At 70.2% G+C, this 24,385-nt stretch carries 18 protein-coding genes; 13 read left to right on the forward strand and 5 right to left on the reverse strand.

What is annotated here, in order from left to right; translation table 11 throughout:
• Positions 1 to 4: 4 nt before the first annotated feature.
• Genes addA through tsaE form a run of 4 tightly spaced genes read right to left on the reverse strand, consistent with a single transcriptional unit; the run spans position 5 to position 8,468 of the window.
• Positions 5 to 3,385: a double-strand break repair helicase AddA gene (gene addA, locus C9E82_RS08605; protein WP_119896417.1), complete on the reverse strand. Its 3,381-nt coding sequence runs from the start codon at positions 3,383 to 3,385 to the stop codon at positions 5 to 7.
• Positions 3,378 to 6,341: a double-strand break repair protein AddB gene (gene addB, locus C9E82_RS08610; protein ID WP_244936006.1), complete on the reverse strand. Its 2,964-nt coding sequence runs from the start codon at positions 6,339 to 6,341 to the stop codon at positions 3,378 to 3,380. The genes addA and addB overlap by 8 nt, the downstream gene beginning before the upstream one ends.
• On the reverse strand, positions 6,334 to 7,008 hold the full coding sequence (locus C9E82_RS08615) for a nucleotidyltransferase family protein (protein WP_119898501.1): 675 nt from the start codon (positions 7,006 to 7,008) through the stop codon (positions 6,334 to 6,336). Before C9E82_RS08615 ends, addB begins: the two co-directional genes overlap by 8 nt.
• Entirely contained in the window at positions 7,008 to 8,468 is a 1,461-nt protein-coding gene (gene tsaE / locus C9E82_RS08620; protein WP_119898495.1) for a tRNA (adenosine(37)-N6)-threonylcarbamoyltransferase complex ATPase subunit type 1 TsaE, read from the reverse strand. The genes C9E82_RS08615 and tsaE overlap by 1 nt, the downstream gene beginning before the upstream one ends.
• A 109-nt stretch (positions 8,469 to 8,577) precedes the next feature.
• Between tsaE and C9E82_RS08625 the strand changes: the two genes are divergently transcribed.
• Complete coding sequence (locus tag C9E82_RS08625) at positions 8,578 to 9,177, forward strand: COG3650 family protein (protein ID WP_119898494.1); 600 nt, start codon at positions 8,578 to 8,580, stop codon at positions 9,175 to 9,177.
• A gap of 3 nt (positions 9,178 to 9,180) precedes the next feature.
• On the opposite strand, the gene C9E82_RS08630 is transcribed toward C9E82_RS08625, so the two are convergent.
• Positions 9,181 to 9,972, reverse strand: coding sequence for an IclR family transcriptional regulator (locus tag C9E82_RS08630; protein WP_119898493.1), 792 nt, complete (start codon positions 9,970 to 9,972; stop codon positions 9,181 to 9,183).
• Positions 9,973 to 10,052: 80 nt separating this feature from the next.
• On the opposite strand from C9E82_RS08630, the gene C9E82_RS08635 reads away from it, so the two are divergent.
• The 12 genes from C9E82_RS08635 to C9E82_RS08690 all read left to right on the forward strand — a co-directional run bounded on the left by C9E82_RS08635 (position 10,053) and on the right by C9E82_RS08690 (position 24,349).
• A complete protein-coding gene (locus C9E82_RS08635; protein ID WP_119898492.1) occupies positions 10,053 to 11,591 on the forward strand; it encodes a M81 family metallopeptidase in 1,539 nt (512 codons plus the stop codon).
• Positions 11,592 to 11,633: 42 nt separating this feature from the next.
• Positions 11,634 to 13,199 (forward strand): ABC transporter substrate-binding protein, encoded by a 1,566-nt coding sequence (locus tag C9E82_RS08640; RefSeq protein WP_119898491.1) that lies wholly within the window; start codon positions 11,634 to 11,636, stop codon positions 13,197 to 13,199.
• 67 nt (positions 13,200 to 13,266) lie between these two features.
• On the forward strand, positions 13,267 to 14,208 hold the full coding sequence (locus tag C9E82_RS08645; RefSeq protein WP_119898490.1) for an ABC transporter permease: 942 nt from the start codon (positions 13,267 to 13,269) through the stop codon (positions 14,206 to 14,208).
• Positions 14,208 to 15,083, forward strand: a complete 876-nt coding sequence (locus C9E82_RS08650) for an ABC transporter permease (protein WP_119898489.1) — start codon at positions 14,208 to 14,210, stop codon at positions 15,081 to 15,083. Before C9E82_RS08645 ends, C9E82_RS08650 begins: the two co-directional genes overlap by 1 nt.
• A 4-nt stretch (positions 15,084 to 15,087) precedes the next feature.
• On the forward strand, positions 15,088 to 16,761 hold the full coding sequence (locus C9E82_RS08655) for an ABC transporter ATP-binding protein (RefSeq protein ID WP_119898488.1): 1,674 nt from the start codon (positions 15,088 to 15,090) through the stop codon (positions 16,759 to 16,761).
• On the forward strand, positions 16,745 to 17,917 hold the full coding sequence (locus tag C9E82_RS08660) for a M20 aminoacylase family protein (RefSeq protein WP_119898487.1): 1,173 nt from the start codon (positions 16,745 to 16,747) through the stop codon (positions 17,915 to 17,917). Before C9E82_RS08655 ends, C9E82_RS08660 begins: the two co-directional genes overlap by 17 nt.
• Positions 17,914 to 19,044 (forward strand): M20/M25/M40 family metallo-hydrolase, encoded by a 1,131-nt coding sequence (locus C9E82_RS08665; protein WP_119898486.1) that lies wholly within the window; start codon positions 17,914 to 17,916, stop codon positions 19,042 to 19,044. The genes C9E82_RS08660 and C9E82_RS08665 overlap by 4 nt, the downstream gene beginning before the upstream one ends.
• Positions 19,045 to 19,583: 539 nt before the next feature.
• Positions 19,584 to 20,885: a tonB-system energizer ExbB gene (gene exbB / locus C9E82_RS08670; protein WP_119898485.1), complete on the forward strand. Its 1,302-nt coding sequence runs from the start codon at positions 19,584 to 19,586 to the stop codon at positions 20,883 to 20,885.
• A gap of 6 nt (positions 20,886 to 20,891) precedes the next feature.
• Positions 20,892 to 21,383, forward strand: coding sequence for a TonB system transport protein ExbD (gene exbD / locus C9E82_RS08675; protein WP_119898484.1), 492 nt, complete (start codon positions 20,892 to 20,894; stop codon positions 21,381 to 21,383).
• Positions 21,380 to 22,306 (forward strand): energy transducer TonB, encoded by a 927-nt coding sequence (locus tag C9E82_RS08680; RefSeq protein ID WP_119898483.1) that lies wholly within the window; start codon positions 21,380 to 21,382, stop codon positions 22,304 to 22,306. Before exbD ends, C9E82_RS08680 begins: the two co-directional genes overlap by 4 nt.
• A gap of 254 nt (positions 22,307 to 22,560) precedes the next feature.
• The gene (locus C9E82_RS08685; RefSeq protein WP_119898482.1) at positions 22,561 to 23,574 is read left to right on the forward strand and encodes a TerC family protein; all 1,014 of its coding nucleotides are present in this window, start codon (positions 22,561 to 22,563) and stop codon (positions 23,572 to 23,574) included.
• 115 nt (positions 23,575 to 23,689) lie between these two features.
• Complete coding sequence (locus tag C9E82_RS08690; RefSeq protein WP_119898481.1) at positions 23,690 to 24,349, forward strand: exopolysaccharide biosynthesis protein; 660 nt, start codon at positions 23,690 to 23,692, stop codon at positions 24,347 to 24,349.
• Positions 24,350 to 24,385: the final 36 nt, after the last annotated feature.

The raw sequence follows: 24,385 nt of genomic DNA on the forward strand, positions 1-24,385 counted from the left end.
ACAGCTATGAAGCCGGGGCGCCTGGGTCAAGGGCGGCCAGCGCCGCGTCGAGGATCGCGTCGGGCAGCTCCATCAGGCTGCGGCTGGCCGTCCACAGCACCGCGACCCTGACCGGGCGGCCGGGCCAGATGCCGCGCAGCGCCGCGCGATAGGCGGCCATCTGGCGCAGGATGCCCTCGGGCACCTGTTCGGGACGGGCGGGGACCTGCATGTTCGACTTGTAGTCCACCGCAAGGATGCCGTCATCGCCGATGACCAGCCGGTCGATCGTGCCGTGCAGGATGCCGATGCCGGGCAGCGGGGCGGTCAGCGCCACCTCGCGCAGCACCTGCGCGCCGGCGGGCGGGTCCATGACGGCGGCCAGGTCGGGGGCCTCGATCACCTCGCGCGCCTCGGCCAGCAGGGCGGCCAGTTCGGGCGCGTCGGGCAGCCCGCCCTCGGCCCCGGCAAGGGCGGCGCGGGCGGCCTCGGGCCAGTCGGCGGCGGGCAGGCCGGGCAGATGTTCCAAGAGCAGATGCAGCCGCGTGCCGCGCAGCATGGCGGCGGCGGGATCGGCATCGACGCCCTCGGGCAGGGCAGCACCCAGCGCCTTCGCGCCGCCAAGCGCCGTCGCGGCCACGCTGCGCGGCATCTCCGGGGCAGGGCGCGCGGGCCGGCGCGCCCAGTCGGGCAGGGCGGTCGCGTCAGCCGGGGCGGTCTCGGCCTGCACCGCCGTCTCCGGCCAGTCGCCGAAGCCCAGCCGCAGCGCCTCGCCGATGCCCGGCACCTCGAACCTGTCGCCGTCAAGCCCGGCCCGCGTCGCGCCCTCGGCGATCATGCCATGCCAGCTGTCCAGCGGGTCGTCGCCGGTCTCGCCGGCCGCCGCCGCGATCAGCCAGCTTTCCGCCCGCGTCAGCGCGACATAGAGCAGCCGCCGCCGTTCCTCTGCCTGCCGCGCGTCATGGGCGGCGACGGCCTCGGCCACCGGATCGGGGCGGGTGGCGGCCGCGCCGCGCCAGACCGGCCGGTCGTCCAGCCGCACGGTGCGGGCGCGGTTGTCGGGGCGGCGCTTGCGGGTCTCGGGCAGGATCACCACCGGGCTTTCCAGCCCCTTCGAGCCATGCACGGTCATCACCCGGATCAGCTCGCCGGCGCCGCCGGGCAGCTGGCGCTTGACCTGAACCTCGTCCGAGGACAGCCAGACCAGGAAGCCGGTCAATGAGGGCGTCTCCACCGTCTCATAGGCCAGGGCCTGCGACAGAAGCTCGTCGATGCCGTCCTCGGCCTCGGGGCCCAGCCGCGCCAGCAGCGCCGCCCGCCCGCCATGCCGGGTCAGCAGCCGCGAGATCAGGTCGTAGGGCCGCATGAAATCGGCCTGCCGCGCCAGGTCGTTGAGGATCGCGCGCGCACCGCCGTGATCCGAGGCGCGAAGCCGCCGGATCAGGAATTCCCGCTTCCTGCGGCCATGGGCCAGGCGGAACAGATCGTCCTCGGACAGCCCGAACAGGGGCGAGCGCAGCGCGGCGGCCAGCGACAGGTCGTCCTCGGGCGTGGCCAGCACCGACAGCGTGGCCAGGATGTCGCGCACCGCCAGTTCGGCGGCCAGCTTCAGCCGGTCGGCCCCGGCGACGGGCAGGCCCGTCGCCTTGCAGGCGCGGATCAGCTCCTCGAACAGCACGCCGCGCCGCTGCACCAGGATCAGGACGTCGCCCGCCGTGATCGACCGGACATGGCCGGATTTCGCGTCCAGGAAGGGCGTGCCGATCATCGCCGCGATCTGCGCCGCCACCGCCTCGGCCAGCAGCCTGTCGGCGGCGTTTTCGGCCGGGGCATCGACCGGGCGGGTCCAGTCGCCGCGCTCGGGCTTGTCGGGCTCTTGCAGCGCCGGCCAGATGTCGATCCGGCCGGGCAGGGCGTCGCGAAAGGCCAGGTGGCGCGGCGGATCGCCCAGCCCCTGCGCGGCCGCGCCCTGGAAGACCGCATCGACCAGCCGCAGGATCGCCGGAGAGGAGCGGAAGCTGTGCGCCAGCCCGCGCTGCTGCATCGGGCGCTGCACGGCGTCGAAATCCTGGCCGAAGCGGGCCCGCATCTCCTCGAAGACCGCAATGTCGGCGCCCTGGAAGGAATAGATCGATTGCTTGGGATCGCCGACCACGAACAGCGTGCGGGTCCGGTCGCTTTCGCCGCTGGTGAATTCGTCGGTCAGCCGGCGGATGACGCGCCATTGTTCCGGGCTGGTATCCTGCGCCTCGTCGACAAGGATATGGTCGATGCCGCCGTCCAGACGCCACAGCACCCATTGCGCCATGCTGGATTCCTCCAGCAGGCGGGCGGTGAACAGGATCAGGTCGTCGAAATCCAGCCAGCCATGCGCGGCCTTGCGCTGCGTCAGCCGCGCGCAGAAGGCATGGCCGAAGCGGTGCAGGGCCAGCGTGGCTTGCACCGATTCCAGCGCCAGCATCAAGGGACGGGTGTCCTGGACGCGCAGCATCAGGTCTTCCAGGTCGGCCATGAAGGGCTGGGCCGCGCCCGCACGCAGATCCTTGGTCGGCAGGCTGCCGATCTTGGCCGAGAAGGGTTCCTTGGCGGTGGCGCCGGTCAGCAGCGCCCCCGTCAGCAGCCGCAATTCCGCCAGCCCCGGATCGCGCCAGTCGCCCTGCCGCAGGGTTTGCGCCAGTTTCGCGTCCGTGCTCTTGCCCGCCTCCAGCAGCGGGATCAGCGCGTCGAACAGGTCGGCTTCGTCGCCGGTAAAGACCTGCGCCAGCAGCCGGTCGCGATCCATCCCGGCGGGCAGGCCAAGCGCCGCGCCGATCGCCGCCGCATCGGGCGGGACGGCGAAATCGGCGGGCTTCAGCGCGGCAAGGAAGCCGTCCAGGTCGTCGCCCGAATGCAGCAGCGTCAGGTCGGCGATGGCCGGATCGCCGGCTTCGGCCATTTCCTCGACGATCTCGGCGCGCAAGGCGCGCGCGCTGCGGTCGTCCAGTTCGGCGAATCCCATCGGCACTCCGGCCTCCAGCGGGAAACGCCGCAGAAGCGCCGCGCAGAAGCTGTGGATGGTCTGCACCTTCAGCCCGCCCGGCGCCTCGATGGCGCGCGCGAACAGCCGCCGCGCTTCGGCCAGGTCGGCGCCGCCCGGCTCGCCCAGGGCCGCCAGCGCCGCGCGCAGCGCCGCTTCTGGCAGCATCGCCCATTCGCCAAGCCGCTTCAGCAGCCGGTTCTGCATCTCGGTCGCGGCGGCCTTGGTATAGGTCAGGCACAGGATGCGCTCGGGCGGGGTTCCCGCCAGCAGCAGCCGCGCCACCCGGTCGGTCAGCACCCGCGTCTTGCCCGAGCCCGCATTCGCCGTCAGCCAGGTCGAGCGCGCCGGGTCCGCCGCCGCGATCTGGTTCCGCGTCGCCTCATCCATGGTCGCCGACCTTTTCGGGCTGGGTGTCGTCGGCCAGCGACCATTCGCCGAAGCGCGACAGATGCGCGTAATCGCCTTCATAGCGGATCAGTTCCGGGGCACGGAAGGCGGTAAAGCCCGCCTCGCCCGACAGATAGCTGCGGATCAGGCGCAGGAACCCGTCCCAGTTCTCCTGCTCCAGTTGCGGGGAATAGTCGCGCTCATGCGTGCGCCCCTCGCCGCCAAGCTGGATATAGCGGATCGCGGCCACGTCGGCGGGGCCGATCTTGTCGAACCCGCCGCGCCGGGCCATCGCGGCCTCCAGCACAAGCTGCTTGTCGAGGCTGGCGATCTGCTTGTCGGTGGGCGGCGCGCCGGACTTGTAGTCGTAGATCACCGCCCGCCCGTCATGCAGCAGGTCGATCCGGTCGGGCTTGGCGGTCAGCCGGAAATCCATTCCCGGCAGGGCCAGCCTGCCGCGTTCCTCGACCACCTGCGGGCGGCCCTCGGCCAGGCGGGCCAGCTCGTCGGCGACGATCCGGTCGGCGATCCGCTCCATCCGCGCCTGCCAGAAGGCGCGGGCCGAGGGCCAGGGCACCTGATCCGCCAGCACCTGGGCGGTGATGCGCAGGAAGGTGGCGCGCAGCGCCTCGGGCGGGGTCGCGGCATCGGGGTTGGTCTTCAGAAGCGCCTCGACGATGGCGTGCAGCGTCATGCCGCGCAGGGCGGCGTCGGGCTGGGGGCGCAGCGGCGCGAGCGGGCGCAGGCCCAGGACGCGCTTGGCATAGACGGCATAGGGGTCGCGGATCAGCAGCGAGACATCGGTGACCGGCAGTTCCGCGAAGGGCGGCGCGGGCGGGATGGGCGAGGGGCGGCGCGCGGGGGCCATGGGGGCCTCGGGCCGGGCCAGGGCCTCGGCCATTGCCAGCCAGTCGCGGCCGCGCTTGCGCATCCCCTCCAGCGCATCGGGGCCGTTGCGCTCGGGCAGGCCGGCCATCAGGTTGGTCAGCCGGTTCAGCCAGCGCGAGGGGATCGTCTCGGCCTCGGCATTGCGTTTCGCGCGGGTCAGCACCACGCGGCGCGCAGCGATGCCCTGCTGGAAGTCATGCGCGGCCAGCCCGATCACCCGTTCCGGCAGGGTCAGCCCGGCCGCCAGCCGCATCTGCCGCGACAGCCAGGGGTCGGGGGTCAGCGCCTGCGGCCAGCCGCCCTCGTTCAGCCCCGACAGGATGACATGGCCGTGGCAGAAGATCCGCGCCTCGCGCGGGCCGCGGATGCGCAGCAGCGGATGGGCGTCGGCATCGCCGCGAATGGCCTGCGCGCCCAGCTCGTCCAGCAGCAGGGCGGCGAAATCGCCGGGATCCATCGCCGGGCCCTCGGCGGCATGGGCCGCCAGATGCTCGATCACCGCCAGCGCCATGCGGCCGGGCTTCTCGCGCCACAGTTCCGAGTCCTCGGGGCTGCCGCCCGGCCCGGCGGCCAGCGCCTCGGCCAGGGCGCGCAGATCGGCCAGCCGGTCGGGCAGGGGGCGGGGGGCGGTGTCAGAGGCGAATGCGGCGATGCGGTCCAGAAGGCCCGCCACCCATTCCGCCCAGGGCTTGCGCATGGCGTCACCGCGCGTGCCCCAATCGCGCAAAGCCGCGCCGTCGGGGAAGGCCGGGCCATGGGCGCGCAGGCGCAGCTCCAGTTCGCGGGCCTGAAGCCGGGCGTTGTTGCGCGTCTCGTCCCCCGCGCCGGTCGCGGTCAGCGGGTGCTTGAGCAGGATCAGCAGCTTGTCGATGGTCAGCGGCTGGCCGAACAGCCCGGCGATCTGGCGCAGGAACAGCCCCGGCGCGGTCAGCGGCAGGGGACGGCCAGCGCTGTCGTCGGGGCGGATGTGCCAGCGGTCCAGCGCCGCCACCACGCGGCGGATCAGCGCGCTGTCGGCGGCGATCAGGGTAATCTCCTCGTCGTTTTCGGCCGCCTTGCGCATGACCAGGGCGATGGCCTCGGCCTCCTGCCCCGGCTGGTCGGCCTCGATCAGGGTCAAGCCCGCCGCCGCTGCGTGCAGGTCGGGCAGGCTGGGTCCCTCGGCGATCCACTGGTCGGTGACGGGCGCGGGGCGCAGGGCCAGCGACACCAGGGCATTGCGCGCGGGCGAGGGCGCCTGCGCCGCCGTCCAGGGTCGCGGAGCACCTGCCGCCCGGATCAGCGGCGCGAAACGCGATTGCGGGTGATCCTGCGCGGCCTCGTCCAGCCCGTCCCAGATGGCCTGCGGCTGGTCCCAGTCGAAGCCCGGCAGCACCACCGCGCCATTGGGCAGACCGGCCACCGCCTGCATGAACATCCGCGTCGCGCCATGCGAGCCGGTCGAGCCCGCGACGATCACCGGATCTGCGGGCAGGTTCCGCCCCTGCGACCAGTCCGCGACCAGGGTTTCGGCATCGGCGCGCTGGCGGGCGGCGCGGTCCAGAAGCGGGCCGGACAGGTGAAAGTCGGCGGCGATGCGCAGGAAGTCCAGCGCGTTCTGCCAGTGGCGGGCATGATCGCCGGTATCGATGCGCTCAAGGGCCTGCGCGTCCAGCCCCTCGGTCTGCATCTCGGTCATCAGGTCGGCCAGCGAATGGGCCAGGGCCGGGACCGAATGCCCGGCGGCCAGGTCGGGCCGGGTCTCCAGCAGGCGCGCGATCAGTCGGGCCAGCTGCAGCCGGCGCGCCAGCGGCGCGGCCAGCGGGCCGCGCGCGCCCTGCGTGCCCAGGTCGGTGACGATGCGCATCCGCGGCAGCAGCATTCCGGTCTTCGCCTGCGCATCGAAGGCCGCCTGCATCGCGGTCAGGGTGCGGCTGGCATTGGCATAGATGGTGACGCGGGCGACGGCCTCGGGCGGCCGGCCGCGCATCCGTTCCAGAAAGCCCGCGACGAATTCGCCGGCGAAATCCACGCCGGGGGGCAAGGCGTAAAGGCCGGGCTGCCAGTCGGGAATGGAGTTCTCAGGCATGGGCTTCGGTCAGCAGCGTTTCGGCCTCGGCGATGGCCTCGGGGCGGCCGACATCGCACCAGCCGCCGGAATGGACCATGCCGAAGGCGCTGCCCCGCGCGATCATCAGGTCCCACAGCCGGTTCAGCGAGAACGCCCGGTCGGGGATGTTCGCCAGCAGCTGGGGGCGGATGATCTGCGCGCCGGCATAGACGAAATCGCCCTTGCGGCTGATCCGGCCCCGCGCGTCCAGGCTGAAATCGCCCGCGCCGACCCGCGCCCGCGCCCGGTCCAGCGGGACCAGCGCCAGCAGCGCGTCCATGTCGTCGCGCCAGGCCGCCTGCAGCGCCGCCAGCGGGTTCGGCCCGGTCCAGACCACGTCCGGGTTCAGCGTCATCACCGGCCCCGAAGGCGATTCCGGCCCCAGCAGCGGCAGCGCCTTGCGCAGCCCGCCGCCGGTATCCAGCAGGTCGGGCTCGTCGCTGATGGCCACCTGGCTGCCCGCCAGGTGATCGGCGATCTGGGCGCCCAGGTAATGCGTGTTGACCACGATGCGGCTGGCGCCCGCCTGCCGGCCCATGTCCAGCGCCCGGTCCAGCAGGGTCCGGCCCGCCACCGGGATCAGCGGTTTCGGGCATCTGTCGGTCAGCGGCGCCATGCGCGTGCCCAGCCCGGCGGCGAAGATCATCAGGGGCGGCATTGGCGGCGGATCCTTTCGATGACGGCCGGGCCGGGGGCGGGCAGGGCCTGGACGATCGCGGCCAGCGGCGCAAGCGCGGGATGGGCCAGGTCGCGCGCAAGGCAGCCCCAGACGCGGGGCATGAAGTCCAGATAGCGCGGCTTGCCGTCGCGGAGGCACAGCCGGGTGAAGATGCCGATGATGCGCAGGTTCCGCTGCGCGCCCATCAGCGCATAGGCGGCGCGGAAGCGGTCGGCCTCCAGCCCGGTCGCGGCCAGGTAGCGGGCGATGCAATCGGCCTCGATCTGCGGGGCGACGTCGCGGCGGGCATCCTGCAGGGCCGAGACCAGGTCATAGGCCGGATGGCAGGAAACCGCGTCCTGATAGTCGATCACGCCCAGGGGGTCCTCGCCGCGCCAGATCAGGTTCTCGGCATGGAAATCGCGCAGCGACAGGACCGGGGGCTGGTCCGCGGCCAGATCCGCATGAAGCCGGGCGACCAGCGGCGCGATGGCGGCGGCGTCACCGGCTGCGGCGGCCCCTGCGCCGGCCGCCTGCGGATACCATTCGGCGAACAGCCCGACCTGCTGGGCCATGGCCGACCCGTCCAGCGGCGCCACGAAATCCGGTACCGGCTGGCGGTGCAGCTGGACAAGGAAATCGGTGATCCGGGCATAGATCGCCGGGGCCTGCGCGGGCTGGCGCTCCAGCACGCGGGCGACCAGATCGTCGCCCAGGTCCTGGACCAGCAGCAACCCGGCCTGCGCGTCCTGCGCCAGGATCTCCGGCGCGCCGAAGCCGTGGCCGCGCAGCCAGTCGGTCATCGCAAGGAAGGGCGCGGTGCCGCCGCCCCCATCGCCCCCCTGGTCGTCCATCAGCACCGCGCTGCCCTGCGCGCCCTGCAGGCGGAAATAGCGCCGGGCCGAGGCATCGCCGGCCAGCGGCAGCACCCGCGCCGCGCCCCAGCCTGCCCCCGCGACGAATTCCGCGCGCCGCAGCAGGCGGGGCAGGTCGGGCCATTCCTGCGCCCGGCCCGACAGGGTGATCCGCCGCAGGCCCGGATCGGGCAGGGGCGACAGCGCGACGGTCAGGGCGCCCTCGGGCAGCGCCTCCAGCCGGTCGGGCCATTCGATCAGGCAGATGGCGCCCTCCTGCGCCTCGTCCAGGCCCAGCTCGTCCAGCTCGGACGGGTCGGTCAGGCGATAGAGGTCGGCATGCCAGATCTCGGTCCCCATCGGGTCGTCATAGGTCTGGACCAAGGTGAAGGTCGGGCTGGGCACGTCCTCGGCCGCCTCGCCCTGGCGGGCGCGGATCAGGGCGCGGGCGAAATGGGTCTTGCCCGCGCCGACCGGGCCGTCCAGCAGCACCGTCTGGCCGGGCCGCAGGATCGCGGCCAGCATCCGCGCCAGCGCGGCGGTCAGGTCTTCGTCGGCGCTCAGGCTGACTGACAGGGGGGCGGTCTGGGTCATGCCACGCTTCTAGCCCGGCGGATGCGGGATGGGAAAGGCCCACGCCGACGTGTGATGCATCCGCCCGCCCGCCGCGCTAGTCTGGCCCGATGTGAATGACGGAGAAGACATGCGCCCCCTTGCCCTGCCGATCCTTGCCGCGCTGCTGGCCGGTCCCGCCCATGCCACGCAGGAATACCATTTGCCGACGCTGTTCGACGTCGCCGATGTGGCCATGGACGACGTGCTGAACATCCGCCAGCAGCCCGATGCCGGCGCGCCCGTGATCGGCACGCTGCCTCCCGACGCGAAGGGCGTCGAGGTGGTCGAGGAGACGCGCGGCTGGGGCCGGGTGAACAGCGGCGAGGGGTCGGGCTGGGTTTCCATGCGCTACCTGACCTATCGCGTCGACGTCTGGGAGCCGGGCGAGCTGCCCGAGCATTTCCGCTGCATCGGGACCGAGCCCTTCTGGAGCGTCAAGGCCGAGGGCGGCGAGGTCGTCTATGACACGCCCGAGGGGGCCGAGCGCCAGCAGCTGCGCGCCATCCTGGACACCGGCATCTTCCGCTATCCGACCCGCGCCGTGCTGGGCGAGACGCTGACGCTGGTGGCCACGCCGCAGATCTGTTCGGACGGGATGTCGGACCGGACCTATGGGCTGAGCGCGACGCTGATCCGCGACGGCGAACAGCCGCAGATGCTGAACGGCTGCTGCCTGATCCAGGAATGAGCCTCAGGCGCTGATGATCGCGCGGGCGGTTTCCGAGGCCAGCGGCGCGACGCGGCGGCGGAATTCCTCGGGCTCCCACTCGGCCAGCGACCCGGCGACGTGGATCGCCGCGACGGGGCGTCCCTCGGCGTCGGGGATCGCCACGCCAAGCGCGATCTCGCCCATCAGGATCTGCTCCAGCGCCAGGGCGTGGCCGGTCTCGCGCGCCAGCCGGACCTGCTGGCGGATCGCGTCGGGATCGGTCAGGGTGCGCGGCGTCAGCGGGCGCAGGTCGGCCTGGGCCAGCAGGTGGTCCACCTGGTCGTCGGGCAGCATCGCCATCACCGCCCAGCCGCCCGAGGTGCAGAAGGTGGGCACCGTGTTGCCGACCAGCGTGGCGAAATACATCTCTCGCTTGGACTGCATCCGGGCGGCATAGACCATGCGCTGGCCGTCGAACAGCGACAGGTCCACCCGTTCGCGGACATTGCGGCGCAGCTCCAGCAGGGCCGGGCTGGCGCGGCGCAGCAGCGGGTTCAGCCGCAGATAGTCATAGGTCAGGTCCAGGATCTTCAGGTCGGGCAAAAAGCCGCGGCCCTCCGCGGTGCTGCGCAGATAGCCCATCCGGCGCAGCGTATGGACCACGCGCTGCGCGGCGCTGCGGGTGATTCCGGCCCGCGCCGCGATCTCGGCCAGCGACAGCGGCCGGTCCGAGCCCGAGAATGCCTGCATGACCTGCATTCCCCGGCCGATTGCCTGCACGAAAAGCGGATCGTGATCGGGCGGCAGTTCCGGCCGGGGGTTTGCTGAGGACATGTGATGCACCCTGTTGACAGGTCGAAAATTGCACGCCTAAACTCGATTATCAATGCAACTGTATCGGCACGCAATACAAAATGGCAGGTGAGTCGCTGGAAATCGCAGGAAGGGGGCTGCGCGTCGCGCTGGCCGGCTTCGTGCATGAAAGCAACTCTTTCGCGCCCAGCCCGGCGGACCTGGCGGCCTTCGCCCATGGCGGCGGCTATCTGCCCCTGTCGCGCGGCGACCAGATCATGGCGCGCGCCCGCGACGTGAACCTGCCCATCGCCGGGGCCATCGCGCATGGCCGCGCAGCGGGCTGGCGGATGGAGCCGCTGCTCTGGGCGGGGGCGGTGCCCTCGGCCCCGGTGACGGCGGAATGCTACGGTGCGATCACGGACGAGATCATCGACAGGCTGCGCGCGGCGGGTCCGCTGGACGGGGTGTTCCTGGACCTGCATGGCGCAATGGTGGCGGAAGGCGCGCCGGATGGCGAGGGCCCGCTGATCGCCCGCGTCCGGCAGGTGGTCGGCCCCGGTGTGCCCATCGTCGCGGCGCTGGACCTGCACGGCAACATCACGCCCTTGATGGTGGAACAGGCCGATGCGCTGGTGGGTTTCCTGACCTATCCGCATGTGGACATGGCCGAGACGGGCCAGCGCGCCGCTGCCCAGCTGGACCGGCTGATGGCCGGAGAGCCCTGTTTCAAGGCGTTCCGGCAGCTGGATTTCCTGATCCCGATCGCCTGGCAGTCCACCCTCGGCCAGCCGGGCGCGCGGCTTTACGCGCTGGCGGCCGAGCCCGCGCCGGATTTGCAGACGGCATCGCTGTTCATGGGCTTCCCTGCCGCCGATTTCGCCGATTGCGGGCCCTCGGTCGTGGCTTATGGGCGCAGGCAGCAGGCCGCCGATGCCGCCGCCGACCGGATCGCCGCCGCCGTCACCGCGGCCGAGCCCGAATTCGCCGGCCGCAGCTTCCTGCCCGAGGAGGGCGTGCGCGAGGCGATGCGGCTGGCCGGGACCGCCGGCGGACCGGTGATCCTGGCCGATACGCAGGACAATCCCGGCGCGGGCGGCAATTCCGACACCACCGGCATGTTGCGCGCGCTGGTGGCCTGCGACGCGCAACGCGCCGCCATCGGGCTGATCGCCGACCCGCAGGCCGCCGCTGCCGCCCATGCGGCGGGCGCGGGCGCGGAAATCGAGATTGCGCTTGGCGGCAGGTCCGGCATTCCGGGCGACGCGCCCTTCCGCGCCCGCTTCACCGTCGAGACGCTGTCAGACGGCGCCTGCCATGCGACCGGCGGCTATTACGGCGGCGCGCATCTGCGGCTGGGCCCCTCGGCCTGCCTGCGCATCGGCGGGGTGCGGATCGCGGTCACCTCGGAAAAGGCGCAGATGGCGGATCGCCAGATGTTCGGCTTTTTGGGCATCCGGCCCGAGGAACAGGCGATCCTGGTGGTGAAAAGCTCGGTTCATTTCCGCGCCGATTTCAGCGATATTGCCCAAACGATCCTGACCTGCCTGGCGCCGGGACCGATGCCGGTCAGCCCGGCAGGCCTGCCCTGGAGACATCTTCGCCCCGGCATCCGGCTTCAGCCGGGCGGCCCGCCCTTCAACCCCACCCCGCAGAACTGACGCCAAGATCGGACTGCGAGACCTACCGACAGAGAGGAAACCATGTTCAACAGACTTACGGCGACGCTTCTTGCCTCGACCATGCTGGCCGGCGCGGCCTGGGCCGAGACGACGGTGACCGCGGTCATGCATTCCGGGCTGCGGGTGCTGGACCCGATCATGACCACCGCCCATATCACCCGCAACCACGCCTACATGATCTATGACGTGCTGATCGCGCAGGACAGCGATTTCCAGCCGCAGCCGCAGATGGCCGACTGGGAGGTGTCCGAGGACCAGCAGACCTATACCTTCACCCTGCGCGACGGGCTGGTCTTCCATGACGGCGAACCGGTGACGGCGGCGGACGCGGTCGCCTCGCTGCAGCGTTGGGCGCAGAACGATGCCGGCGGGCAGGTGGTGATGGACCGCACCGAAAGCCTGGAGGCGACGGACGACAAGACCATCACCTGGGTGCTGAAGGAGCCCTTCGCGCCGATGCTGGACGTGCTGTCCAAGCAATCCGCGCTGCCGCCCTTCATCATGCCCGCGCGCGTGGCCGAAACCCCCGCCGACGAGGCGATCACCGACTATACCGGCTCGGGCCCCTTCATCTTCGTGCAGGAGGAGTTCCAGCCCGGCATCAGCGTCACCTATGCCAAGAACCCCGATTACGTGCCGCGCGACGAACCCGCCGACTGGATGGCGGGCGGCAAGGTCGTGAACGTGGACCAGGTGAAATGGGTGAACATGCCCGACATCCAGACCGCCGTGAACGCGCTGTCGGGTGGCGAGATCGACTATATCGAGCAGATGCAGGTCGACCTGGTGCCGCTGCTGGAGGGCGATCCGAATGTCGCGGTCGAGGTGCGCGAGCCGACGGGCATGCAGACCATGGTGCGCACGAACTTCCTGCACCCGCCCTTCGACGATCCGAAGATCCGCCAGGCGGCGCTGAAGGCGATCTCGCAAGAGCCGGTGCTGGCGGCGATGATCGGCAACCCGGAATTCTACCAGATCTGCGGCGCCGTGCTGGGCTGCGGCACGCCGCTTGGCAGCGAGACCGGGGCCGAGACGCTGGTGCAGGGCGGCGGCGCCGACGAGGCCCGCGCGCTGCTGGAGGAAGCCGGCTATGACGGCACGCCCGTCGTGCTGATGGCGCCCACCGACATGGTGGCGCTGGCCACGCAGCCGGTCGTCGTGTCGCAGGCGCTGCGCGAGGTGGGCTTCACCGTGGACATGCAGCCGATGGACTGGCAGACGCTGGTCACCCGCCGCGCCAGCCAGGGTGCGCCCGCCGACGGCGGCTGGAACATCTTCATCACCAACTGGATGGTGCCCGAGATCTCGAACCCGATCTCGAACCCGATGCTGAACGGGCGCGGCGACGATGCCTGGTTCGGCTGGCCCACCGACGAGACCATCGAGGCGCTGAAAGAGGAATATATCGCCGCCGCCGATGCCGATGCGCAGAAGGAAGTGGCCGAGAAGATCCAGGCCCACACGCTGGAAAACGTGCTGCTGGTGCCGCTGGGGCAGTATACGCTGCCGCAGGCGCGGCGGACCGCGATCACCGACATGATCGATTCGCCGGTGCCGGTCTTCTGGAACATGCAGAAGGCCGAGTGATCCCTGAACGGGGGCGGCCCCGCGCCGCCCCCGCCCGGCCCAGCCATTCCATCCCGAAGGAGGTCCGATGATCGGATACATCCTGCGCCGCATCCTCGCCGTGATCCCGGTGATGCTGCTTGTGGCGGTCTTCGTCTTCGCGCTGCTGCGCCTGACGCCCGGCGATCCGGCCGCGATCATCGCCGGCGACATGGCCACCCCCGCCCAGCTGGAACGCATCCGCGAGGCGATGGGCCTGAACCAGCCGCTGCATGTCCAGTTCGTCACCTGGGTCGGGCAGCTTTTGCGCGGCGACCTGGGGACCTCGCTGATCTCGAACACGCCGGTCACCAGCATGATCGGCGCCCGCATCGGGCCGACCCTGTCCATCGCCGTGCTGACCATCCTGATGTCGGTGGCGCTGGCCGTGCCGATGGGGGTGATCGCCGCCTGGAAGCATCGCAGCGGCGCCGATTACACGGTCATGGCCTTTTCGGTGCTGGGCTTCTCGGTGCCGGTCTTCGTGATCGGCTATGTCTTCATCCTGATCTTCTCGCTGAAGCTGGGCTGGTTCCCGGTGCAGGGCTTCACGCCGATCTCGCGCGGGATCGGGCCGTTCCTGTATAACGCCTTCCTGCCGGCGCTGACCCTGACCACGATCTATGTCGCGCTGATCGCGCGGATGACGCGGGCCAACATGCTGGAGGTGCTGGGCGAGGACTATATCCGCACCGCCCGCGCCAAGGGCGCGCCGGAACGCACCGTGCTGTTCCGCCACGCGCTGAAGAATGCCGCCGTGCCGATCCTGACCGTCATCGGCACCGGCTTCGCGCTGCTGATCGGCGGTGTGGTGGTGACGGAAACGGTCTTCAACATCCCCGGCATCGGCCGCCTGACGGTCGATGCGATCCTGGCGCGCGACTATCCGGTGATCCAGGCGATGATCCTGCTGACCAGCTTCCTTTACGTGCTGGTCAACCTGGTGATCGACCTGTCCTATACCTTCTTCGATCCGAGGATCCGCTACTGATGGCGCAGACACCCGAACCCCGCTCGGCCATGCAGCCGGTGCTCAGCGTGATCCGGCTGCCGCATTTCGGCATCGGCCCGAAGATCGCCGCCGTGGTGCTTCTGGCCATCGTGATCGTGACGCTGCTGGCCAACTGGCTGGCACCGCACGACCCGCTGACGATGAACCCCCTGATGCGGCTGCAAGGCCCGATCGAGGGCCACCCGCTTGGCACCGACAATTATGGCCGCGACATCCTGTCCCGCGTGCTGATCGGCGGGCGGCTGTCGCTGGCGATCGGCATCGCCACGGCCATCGTGGCGGTGGCGCTGGGGCTGGTCATCGGCATGGTCGCCGGCTTCTTCCGCACCGCCGATGCGATCATCATGCGGATGATGGACGCGCTGATGGCGATCCCCTCGATCCTGCTGGCCATCGCGCTGGTGGCGCTGAACGGGCCCTCGGTCGGCTCGGTCATCGCGGCGATCACCATCCCCGAGATCCCCCGCGTCGTGCGGCTGGTCCGCGCCGTGGTGCTGGCCGCGCGCGAGGAACCCTATGTCGAGGCCGCCATCGCGCTGGGGTCATCCATGCCCAAGATCCTGGTCCGGCACCTGGTCCCGAACACGCTGGCGCCGCTGATCGTGCAGGGCACCTATATCCTGGCCTCGGCGATCCTGACCGAGGCGATCCTGTCCTTCCTGGGCGCGGGGGTGTCCACCGAGACCCCCACCTGGGGCAATATCATGGCCGAGGGACGGCAGTATTTCCGCCTGAAGCCGGAACTGATCCTGTGGCCGGGGCTGATGCTGTCGCTGTGCATCCTGTCGATCAACCTTCTGGGCGATGCGGCGCGCGACATGCTGGACCCGCGGCTGAAGAAACGGGCGGGGTAGGGCGATGCTGTTCAAGACACGCAATTTCGATGCGGCCCCGGTCGCGCTGTCGGCCGAGGCCCTGACCGTGAACCTGCCCGATACGCCCGGCGTGCCGCAGGTGTTGAAGGGCATCGACGTCACCATCCGGCAGGGCGAGACGGTCTGCCTCGTGGGCGAATCCGGTTCGGGCAAATCCGTGACCTCGCTGGCGGTGATGGGCCTTCTGCCCGAGGCGCTGAAGGTCGCGGGGGGCAAGATCCTGCTGCAGGGCCAGAACCTGCTGCCGCTGTCGCAGGCCCAGATGCGCGAATTGCGCGCCGCCCGCGTCGCGATGATCTTCCAGGAGCCGATGACGGCGCTGAACCCGGTGCTGCGCGTCGGCGACCAGATCATGGAGGTGATGGAGCTTCACACCAGGCTGTCGGCGGCCGAGCGCCGCAGGCGCGCCATCGACATCATGGAGCAGGTGCATCTGCCCGACGTGCCGCGGATCTTCCGCAGCTATCCGCACCAGCTGTCGGGCGGGCAGCGCCAGCGGATCATGATCGCCATGGCGCTGGTGCTGGAGCCCGTGCTGCTGATCGCGGACGAGCCCACGACGGCGCTGGACGTCACCACGCAGAAGCAGATCCTGCTGCTGATCGACGAATTGCAGCAGAAGCACGGCACCGCCGTGCTGTTCATCACCCATGACATGGGCGTCGTGGCCGAGATCGCCGACACGGTTTGCGTCATGAAACATGGCGAAATCGTCGAACATGGCCCGGTCGAGCAGATCCTGCGCCACCCGAAGGCCGACTATACGCGCAAGCTGCTGGCCTCGGTGCCCAGCCTGGCGCCGCGCGATCCGCGGGCGGAGACACAAGATATTGTTTTGCGAGTGTCGAAACTAAACAAGATATATGGCGGCGGCGGGATCTTCCGCAAGCTGCCGCAGGCCCATGCGGCGAAGGATGTCAGCTTCAGCCTGACCCGCGGGCGCACGCTGGGGATCGTGGGCGAATCCGGCAGCGGCAAATCCACCGTCGCGCGCTGCATCATGCGGCTGATCGACCCGACATCGGGGCGGATCGAGCTGGACGGGACCGACATCGCCACCCTGTCGCGCGGTGGGCTGAAGCCGCATCGCAAGCGGCTACAGGTGGTGTTCCAGGACCCGATGCGGTCGCTGAACCCGCGCTGGACCATCGCGCAGAGCCTGATCGAGGGGCCGCTGAACTATGGCACCCCGCGCCGCGAGGCGATGGCCGAGGCGGCGCGGCTGATGGGCGTGGTCGGCCTGCCCGAGGATTCGCTGCGCCGCTATCCGCACCAGTTCTCGGGCGGGCAGCGCCAGCGGATCGCCATTGCGCGGGCGGTGATGATGCGCCCCGACGTGCTGGTCGCGGACGAGGCGGTCTCGGCCCTGGACGTGTCGGTGCAGGCGCAGGTGCTGGAACTGCTGGACCAGCTGCAGCGCGACCTGGGCATCGCCATCGTCTTCATCACCCACGACCTGCGCGTCGCCGCCCAGATCTGCGACGAGGTGATCGTCATGCAGCGCGGCGAGGTGGTCGAGCACGGCCCCGCCGGCGAGGTGCTGGCCCATCCCGCCCATCCCTATACCCGCGCCCTGATCGAGGCCGCCCCCGGCCGCGACTGGGATTTCCAGAACTTCCGATCGATGAGTGAGAGCCAAGATGCCCATCCTGCCTGAAATCGAGGCCGCCCGGCCCCAGCTTGAAACCATCTTCCGCGACCTGCACGCCCATCCCGAGATCGGCTTTCAGGAACAGCGCACCGCCGGGATCGTCGCCGACAAGCTGCGCGAATGGGGCTTCGACGAGGTGCATGAGGGCGTGGCGAAGACCGGCGTGGTCGGCATCCTGAAGGGGCGCGGGCCCGGCAACCGCCGGGTCGGCCTGCGCGCCGACATGGACGCGCTGCCGATCCAGGAGACCTCGGGACTGGACTATGCCTCGCAGAATTCGGGGCGGATGCATGCCTGCGGCCATGACGGGCACACGACGATGCTGCTGGGCGCGGCGAAATACCTGGCCGCAAGCCGCAATTTCGACGGCACCGCCGTGTTCATCTTCCAGCCCGCCGAGGAGGGGCTGGGCGGCGCGCGCGGCATGATCGCCGAGGGGCTGTTCAAGCGCTTTCCGGTCGACGAGGTCTACGGGATGCACAACCAGCCCGACGGCCGGCCGAACCGGGCGACGATCTGCAAGGGCCCGGCGATGGCGGGCGCGTCCTTCTTCGACATCACCGTGACCGGCAAGGGCAGCCATGCCGCCATGCCGCAGCAGTCGCGCGACGCGCTGGTGGTGGCTGCGGCGCTGGTCGGGCAGTTCCAGACCATCCTGGGCCGCAACCTGCCCGCGCTGGAGCGGGGGGTGCTGTCGGTGACGCAGATCCATGCCGGCAGCGCCTATAACGTGGTGCCCGAGACCGCCGCTCTGGCCGGCACCATCCGCTTCTTCACGCCCGAGGCGCGCGACCTGATGCAGACCCGGATGCGCGAGATCTGCGCGGGTTTCGCCACAGGTTTCGGCGTCCAGATCGACGTGGAGTTCCGCGAGATCTTCGACGTGCTGCTGAACGACGCGGCGCTGTCGGACGAATGGATGGCCGCCGCCGCCGATGTGGTCGGCACTGATGGCGTGACCGACGACGTGCAGCCCTTCACCGGCTCCGAGGATTTCGCCGACATGCTGCAAGTCGTGCCCGGCGCCTATGGCAACCTGGGCCATGCGGGCACGGTGCCGCTGCACAATCCGGGCTTCGTGCTGGACCCGGAAATCCTGCCGGTGGGCGCCTCGATCTATGCCCGGCTTGTCGAACGCCGCCTGCCGCTGGAGGCCGCATGAACCCGCTGAACCTGCCCTTCGATTCCGATGCCATGCTGGAAGGGCTGCGCCCCTGGATCGAATGCGAAAGCCCGACCTGGGACGCCGGCGCGGTCAGCCGGATGATGGCGCTGGCCGCCCGCGACCTGGCGGATGCCGGCGCCGAGGTCGAGACGATTCCGGGCACGGGCGGCTTCGGGGATTCCCTCCGCGCCAGCTTTCCCCATCCCGACCGGGGCAGGCCGGGCATCCTGGTTTCGGGGCATATGGACACGGTCCATCCGGTCGGCACGCTGGAGAAGCTGCCCTTCCGGGTCGAGGACCGGCTGGCCTATGGCCCCGGCATCATGGACATGAAGGGCGGCAATTACGTCATGCTGGAGGCGATGCGGCAGATCCTGCGCGCCGGGTTGCAGACGCCGCTGCCCGTGACCTTCCTGTTCACCCCCGACGAAGAGGTCGGCACCCCCGCCACGCGCGGGCTGATCGAGGATGCCGCCCGCGGCCAGCGCGCCGTCCTGGTGCCCGAGCCGGCCTCGGCCGACGGCGGCGCGGTGATCGGGCGCTATGCCATCGCGCGGTTCGAGCTGCTGACCGAGGGCCGGCCCAGCCATGCCGGATGGGCGCTGAAGGACGGCCGCTCCGCCATCGCCGCGATGGCCCGCAAGATCCTGGAGATCGAGGCGATGACCACCGAGGACTGCACCTTCTCGGTCGGCGTGATCCATGCCGGGCAGTGGGTGAACTGCGTCAGCTCGGAATGCCGGGCCGAGGTGCTGAGCATGGCCAAGACCCAGGCCGACCTGGATCGCGGCGTGGCGGCGATGGAGGCCCTGCAGGGCGAGGCGGACGGCGTGGCCTTCACGGTCACGCGCGGCGTCACCCGCCCGGTATGGGAGCCGGGGCCGGGCACGATGCAGCTTTACGACCTGGCAAAGGGGCTGGCGGCGGATATCGGCTTCCAGCTGGGCTGCGGCAGCGCCGGCGGCGGCTCGGACGGGAATTTCACCGGGGCGATGGGCGTGCCGACGCTGGATTCCATCGGCGTGCGCGGCAAGGGGTTGCACACGCTGACCGAGCATATCGAGATCGACAGCCTGGCCGAACGCGCCCGGCTGGCCGCCGGGCTGCTGATGAACATCCGCTGAGGGGGGCCGCAATCATGGCGCGCATTTCTGCTGCTTTTGCAGCTGAAACGGGCATCCCTGGGTGATTCGTCGCGCGGCCCGTTGCCGCATTTCAGGCGTGCCGCGCCGCGCCCGGATGCCCGCTCCGGGGGCTGGCTGCATGAAAATGCGGCCGGGTCCCTTTCCGCCAAGCCGCATGATTTCCACGATAATCGGCCTGCGCGCCGCGACCCGGACCAGGCGCCCCGCCGTGCCGGGCCGCGTTAACGTGTTGCGTTGATTACCTATCGCGGCGGCTGGCCGCCGCCGGCCGGGCCTGCAGCCTCCGCGACCGGCCTCTGACCCGCTCGCCCGCGCCGTCTGCTGCCCTCTTGACGCCGGGGCGCGAGGGGTTGACAAAAACGCTCAAGAAAGAGATGTCCGGCCCGCTGATTAGCCAGTGCCACGATTTCGGTGATCCGTGGCGCAAGCCTGAAAGACAACGCTCTTCCATCTGATGGCGCGTGCGGCGCCGGTCGAAGATCGAGATGGAGCCGACACAAACAGAAAGATGTCGCATCATGCTCACTTGTCCCGCTGATCGGAAACCCGGCCGTTCGCTGTCGCCCAGGCCCCGCGCGCTGACCGCCCTGCCGCTGGCGGCGCTGCTTTTCGCCGCGGCCCCGCCGCTGGCGGCGCAGGCACAAGAGACCACGACCGAGGCCCCCGCCGCGACAGCCCCGGCCACGGAAGAAGCGCCGGCGACCGGCGCGCCCGTTGCCGAAACGCCTGCGACCGAAGCTCCCACGGCCCAGGCGCCCGCCGCCGAAGCTCCGGCGACCGAAACCCCGGCGCCCGCGGCTGAAACGCCCGCCGCCGAAGCCCCGGCTGCCGATGCGGCCAGCCCGGAGGCCCCGGCCGCCGAAACGCCCGCAACCGCGACTGGCGACACCGCCCCCGCCGCGACGGAAGATGCGGCGACCGATGGCCCCGCCGACACCACGCCCGCCGCCGTGGGCAGCGATGCCGCCGCTCCGGCAGCCGAAGCCGCGCCGGACGCGGCCCCCGCCGCCGAGCCTGTTGCCGCGCCCGCGCCCTCGATCTTCGAGGATCCGGCCGGCGCCATCACCCATATGCTGTCCCAGCCCGAGCGCCGCGACGACCTGCCCCACGACCTCTCGCCCTGGGGCATGTTCATGGCCGCCGATATCGTCGTGAAGGCGGTGATGCTGGGGCTGGCCTTCGCCTCGCTGGTCACATGGACGGTCTGGCTGGCCAAGACGCTGGAGATCGGCGGCGCCAAGGCGCGCGCTCGCCGGGTGCTGAAACTGGTCCGCTCGTCGCGCACCCTGAACGAAGCGGTCGAGGGCGCGGCCGGCAAGGGCGGTCCCGCCGCGCTGATGCTGCGCGCCGCGCAGGAAGAGGCCGCGATGTCGGATGCCGCCATCGGCCATGCCGGCGGCGACGGGCTGAAGGAACGCGTGTCCTCCGCCCTGAACCGGATCGAGGCCGCCGCCGGACGGCGCATCTCGAAGGGCACCGGGGTGCTGGCGACGATCGGCTCGACCGCGCCCTTCGTCGGGCTGTTCGGCACCGTCTGGGGCATCATGAACAGCTTCATCGGCATTTCCGAGGCGCAGACCACCAACCTGGCCGTCGTCGCCCCCGGCATCGCCGAGGCGCTGCTGGCCACCGCGCTTGGCCTGGTCGCCGCCATTCCGGCCGTGGTCATCTACAACGTCTTCGCCCGCTCGATCACCGGCTATCGCCAGATGCTGGGCGATGTCGCGGCCGGGGTCGAGCGGCTGATCAGCCGCGACCTGGATTTCCGCGACCTTTCCGCCGCGCAGGACCTGCGCGCCCATGCCAACGCTGCGGAGTAAGCGCCCATGGCCGGAGGCATCAGGGAAAATCTCGGCGACGACCTGGCCGAGAACCACGAGATCAACGTCACGCCCTTCATCGACGTGATGCTGGTCCTGCTGATCATCTTCATGGTGGCCGCGCCGCTGGCCACGGTGGATGTGAATGTCGATCTGCCCGCCTCGACCGCGCAACCGACCGAGCGGCCCGACACGCCGATGTATCTGACGCTGAAATCCGACCTGACGCTGGCGCTTGGCGACGATCCGGTCGCGCGCGAAGCGTTGGCCGCGCAGCTTGAGCAGCAGACCGGCGGCGACCGCGAGACGCGGATCTTCCTGCGCGCCGACAAGGGCGTCGATTACGGCGAGTTCATGGAGGTGATGAACCTGCTGCGCGGCGCCGGCTATCTGAAGATCGCGCTGGTCGGGCTGGAGACCATCTCTCAGCCGGCCGCCGCCGCCGATGGCGATGGCGAGACCCCGGCGCCGCAGCCCGCCGAGGGAACGGCGCCATGAGCGGCGGGCGCGAAGGCGGCCATTCATGGGCGCATGACCTGGCGCGCCCGCCCAGCCTTGGCCGCACCCTGCTGTGGGCCGGCGCTGCGGTCGCGGCCTTTGCCGCCCATGCCGGGGCGGTGGCGCTGGTGCTGCGCGAAACCCCGGTCGTGCCCGCCTCGGACGGGCCGCCCCCGGCGATCATGATCGAACTGGCGCCGCTGCCCGAAGTCACCAATGTTGACGAGACGCAGCTGGGCCAGCAGGAACAGAACGTCGAGGAGGTCGAGGAACAGCCCGAGCCGGAGCCCGACGAAATCGTCGAACCTGAACCGGAACCCGAGCCGGAGCCTGAACCCGAAGAGATCGTCGAGCCGGAACCCGAGCCCGAACCGGAGCCGGAGGAACCGCAGGAGGAGCTGGCCGAGGTCGAGGAAGCCGCCGTTCCCATCGCCGCCGCCCGCCCGCTGCCGCGTCCCAAGCGCGAGATCCGCCGCGAAGAGCCGCGCCGCGAGGTCCAGCGGGAGGAACCCCGCCGGGAGCGTCCGCGCCAGGAACAGCCGCAGCAACAGCAGACCCGCGCCGCCGCCGAGGCCCCGCAGGCGACGCGCAACGCCGCCCCGCAGGCAGGTGCCGGAAGAAGCGCGGCAACGGCCTCGCCCTCCGAGCTTGCCCGCTGGCAGGCGCGCGTCACCGCCCGGATCGAGCGCGGCAAGCGCATGCCGCGGGGCGCGCGGTCGCGGGGCGAACAGGGCACGGTCCACGTGAACTTCTCCATCGACGATCGCGGCAACGTGCTGGGCGTGTCGCTGGCGCGGTCCTCGGGCTTCCCGGAACTGGATCAGGCGGCGCTGCAGCAGGTGCAGCGCGCCTCGCCGGTGCCGGCACCCCCGCCCGGCGCGCCCAGGAACCTGACCCAGCCGCTGGTCTGGCAGATCCGCTGACGCCGCCGCACGGCGTTCCAGATGAAGGCCCGCGACGCGGATCGCGGGCCTTTCTGCCGTTTTTCCGGAATTTTTCCCCCCGGACTTCTTGAAATCGCCTCGGCTGCCCCTAGGTGAAGCAGGCGGCCCGGGCCCCTCTGGCGACGTGACCCGTCGTGATGTCGGACCGCATCGAGAGTGCTCGATGTCATGCCCGGAACGTTGTCCTTCCATTGACCTCTCGGCACGGAACTGATTTGCGAGGTCACGACATAATGGAATTCCTGCTTCTACCTATCCTGCACAAGCCGCTGTGGATGTGGCTGATGTTTTTGGCGCTGGTCATCGCGCTGCTGCTGTTCGACCTGGGCGTGCTGAACAAGGACGATCACGAGATCGGCGTCGCCGAAAGCCTGAAACTGTCGGCCATGTATATCGTGCTGGGGCTGGCCTTTTCCGGCTTCATCTGGTGGCAGATGGGTGCCGAGGCGACGGCGCAATACCTGACCGCCTTCGTGGTCGAGAAATCGCTGGCGATGGACAATATCTTCGTCTTCGCCCTGATCTTCAGCTTCTTCGCCATTCCCCGCCAATACCAGCACCGGGTGCTGTTCTGGGGGATCCTGGGCGCCATCGTGCTGCGCGGCATCATGATCGGGCTGGGCGCGACCATCGTGCAGAACTATCACTGGGTGCTGTATCTGTTCGCGGTCTTCCTGATCTTCACCGGCATCAAGATGCTGTTCTCGTCCTCGGATCACCAGCCGGACCTGAAGAACAACCGCCTGCTGAACTTCCTGCGCAACCGGCTGAGCGTCACCGACCGGATCGACGGCCATGCCTTCTTCGTCCGCGAGCCCGACCCCAAGACCGGCAGGCTGCGCCGCCATGCCACGCCGCTTCTGCTGGCGCTGGTGCTGATCGAATTCGCCGACGTGGTCTTCGCCGTCGATTCGGTGCCGGCGGTGTTCACGATCACCACCGATCCCTATATCGTCTATACCTCGAACATCTTCGCGATCCTGGGCCTTCGGGCGCTGTATTTCGCGCTGGCCGCGATCCTGCACCGCTTCGCCTATCTGAAATACGCGCTGTCGGTCCTGCTGATCTTCATCGGCTCGAAGCTGTTTGTCGCCGACGCCATGGGCTGGGAGAAGTTCCCGCCGGCATGGTCGCTGGGGATCACCTTCGCGATCCTGTCGGTCGGTGTCATCTATTCGATGTGGAAGACCGCTAGGACTGAAGATGAGCGCAGCGACGCCCAGCCGAGGCTGCAGGACAGGACATGACCATGCCGCGCCCGGAAGGGACGACCGAACCGCGACCCGTCCCCGCCCGCCCCAAGCGGGCGGGGATCGGCTGCGGGCGTCCCGCAGGGCGCGGCGGATCGCACGGGCCGGCGGCATGAGCGACGGCCCCGGCCAGGACGATGCGCCCGACCCGGCCGCCAATGGCAGCCAGCGTCGCCGCAAGCTTTCCGCCCTGCTGGTCGAGATCGCCGAGGACCCGGCGCGGGAACGGATTTCCGTCGCGGACATGCTGGAGCTGATGAAGGCGCGCGCCTTCGGGGCGATGCTCCTGATCTTCGCGGCGCCCAATATCGTGCCGAACATCCCCGGCACCTCGGCCCTGCTGGCGATCCCGCTGCTCTACCTGACCGCGCAGATGATGCTGGGCCGGCCGCCGCAACTGCCGCGCTTCATCGCCGAACGCTCGATCTCGCGCGCCGATTTCGGCCGGCTGATGATCCGCACCGCCCCCTATCTGGCGCGGGCCGAGCGACTGCTGGTGCCGCGCCTGCATGTCATGACCGGCCCCGCGGTGCAGCGCTGGGTCGGCGGGCTGTGCCTGGTGCTGTCGATCGTGCTGATCCTGCCGGTTCCGCTTGGCAATATGCTGCCGGGCCTTGCCATCAGCGTGATTGCGCTGGGAATCCTGGAACGGGACGGGTTATGGGTGCTGATCGGCATCGTCATCTCCCTCCTCTCGCTTGTCATCGTGTCGGGCGTGATCTGGGCGCTGATCAAGGCCGTCGCTTTTCTGCTTGCGAACGTATTCGCATAAGGAAAAGTTCGAACGAACCCTTTGTGACCTTACGGA

This window comes from Paracoccus sigandri, assembly GCF_003709565.1.
Lineage (GTDB): Bacteria > Pseudomonadota > Alphaproteobacteria > Rhodobacterales > Rhodobacteraceae > Paracoccus > Paracoccus siganidrum.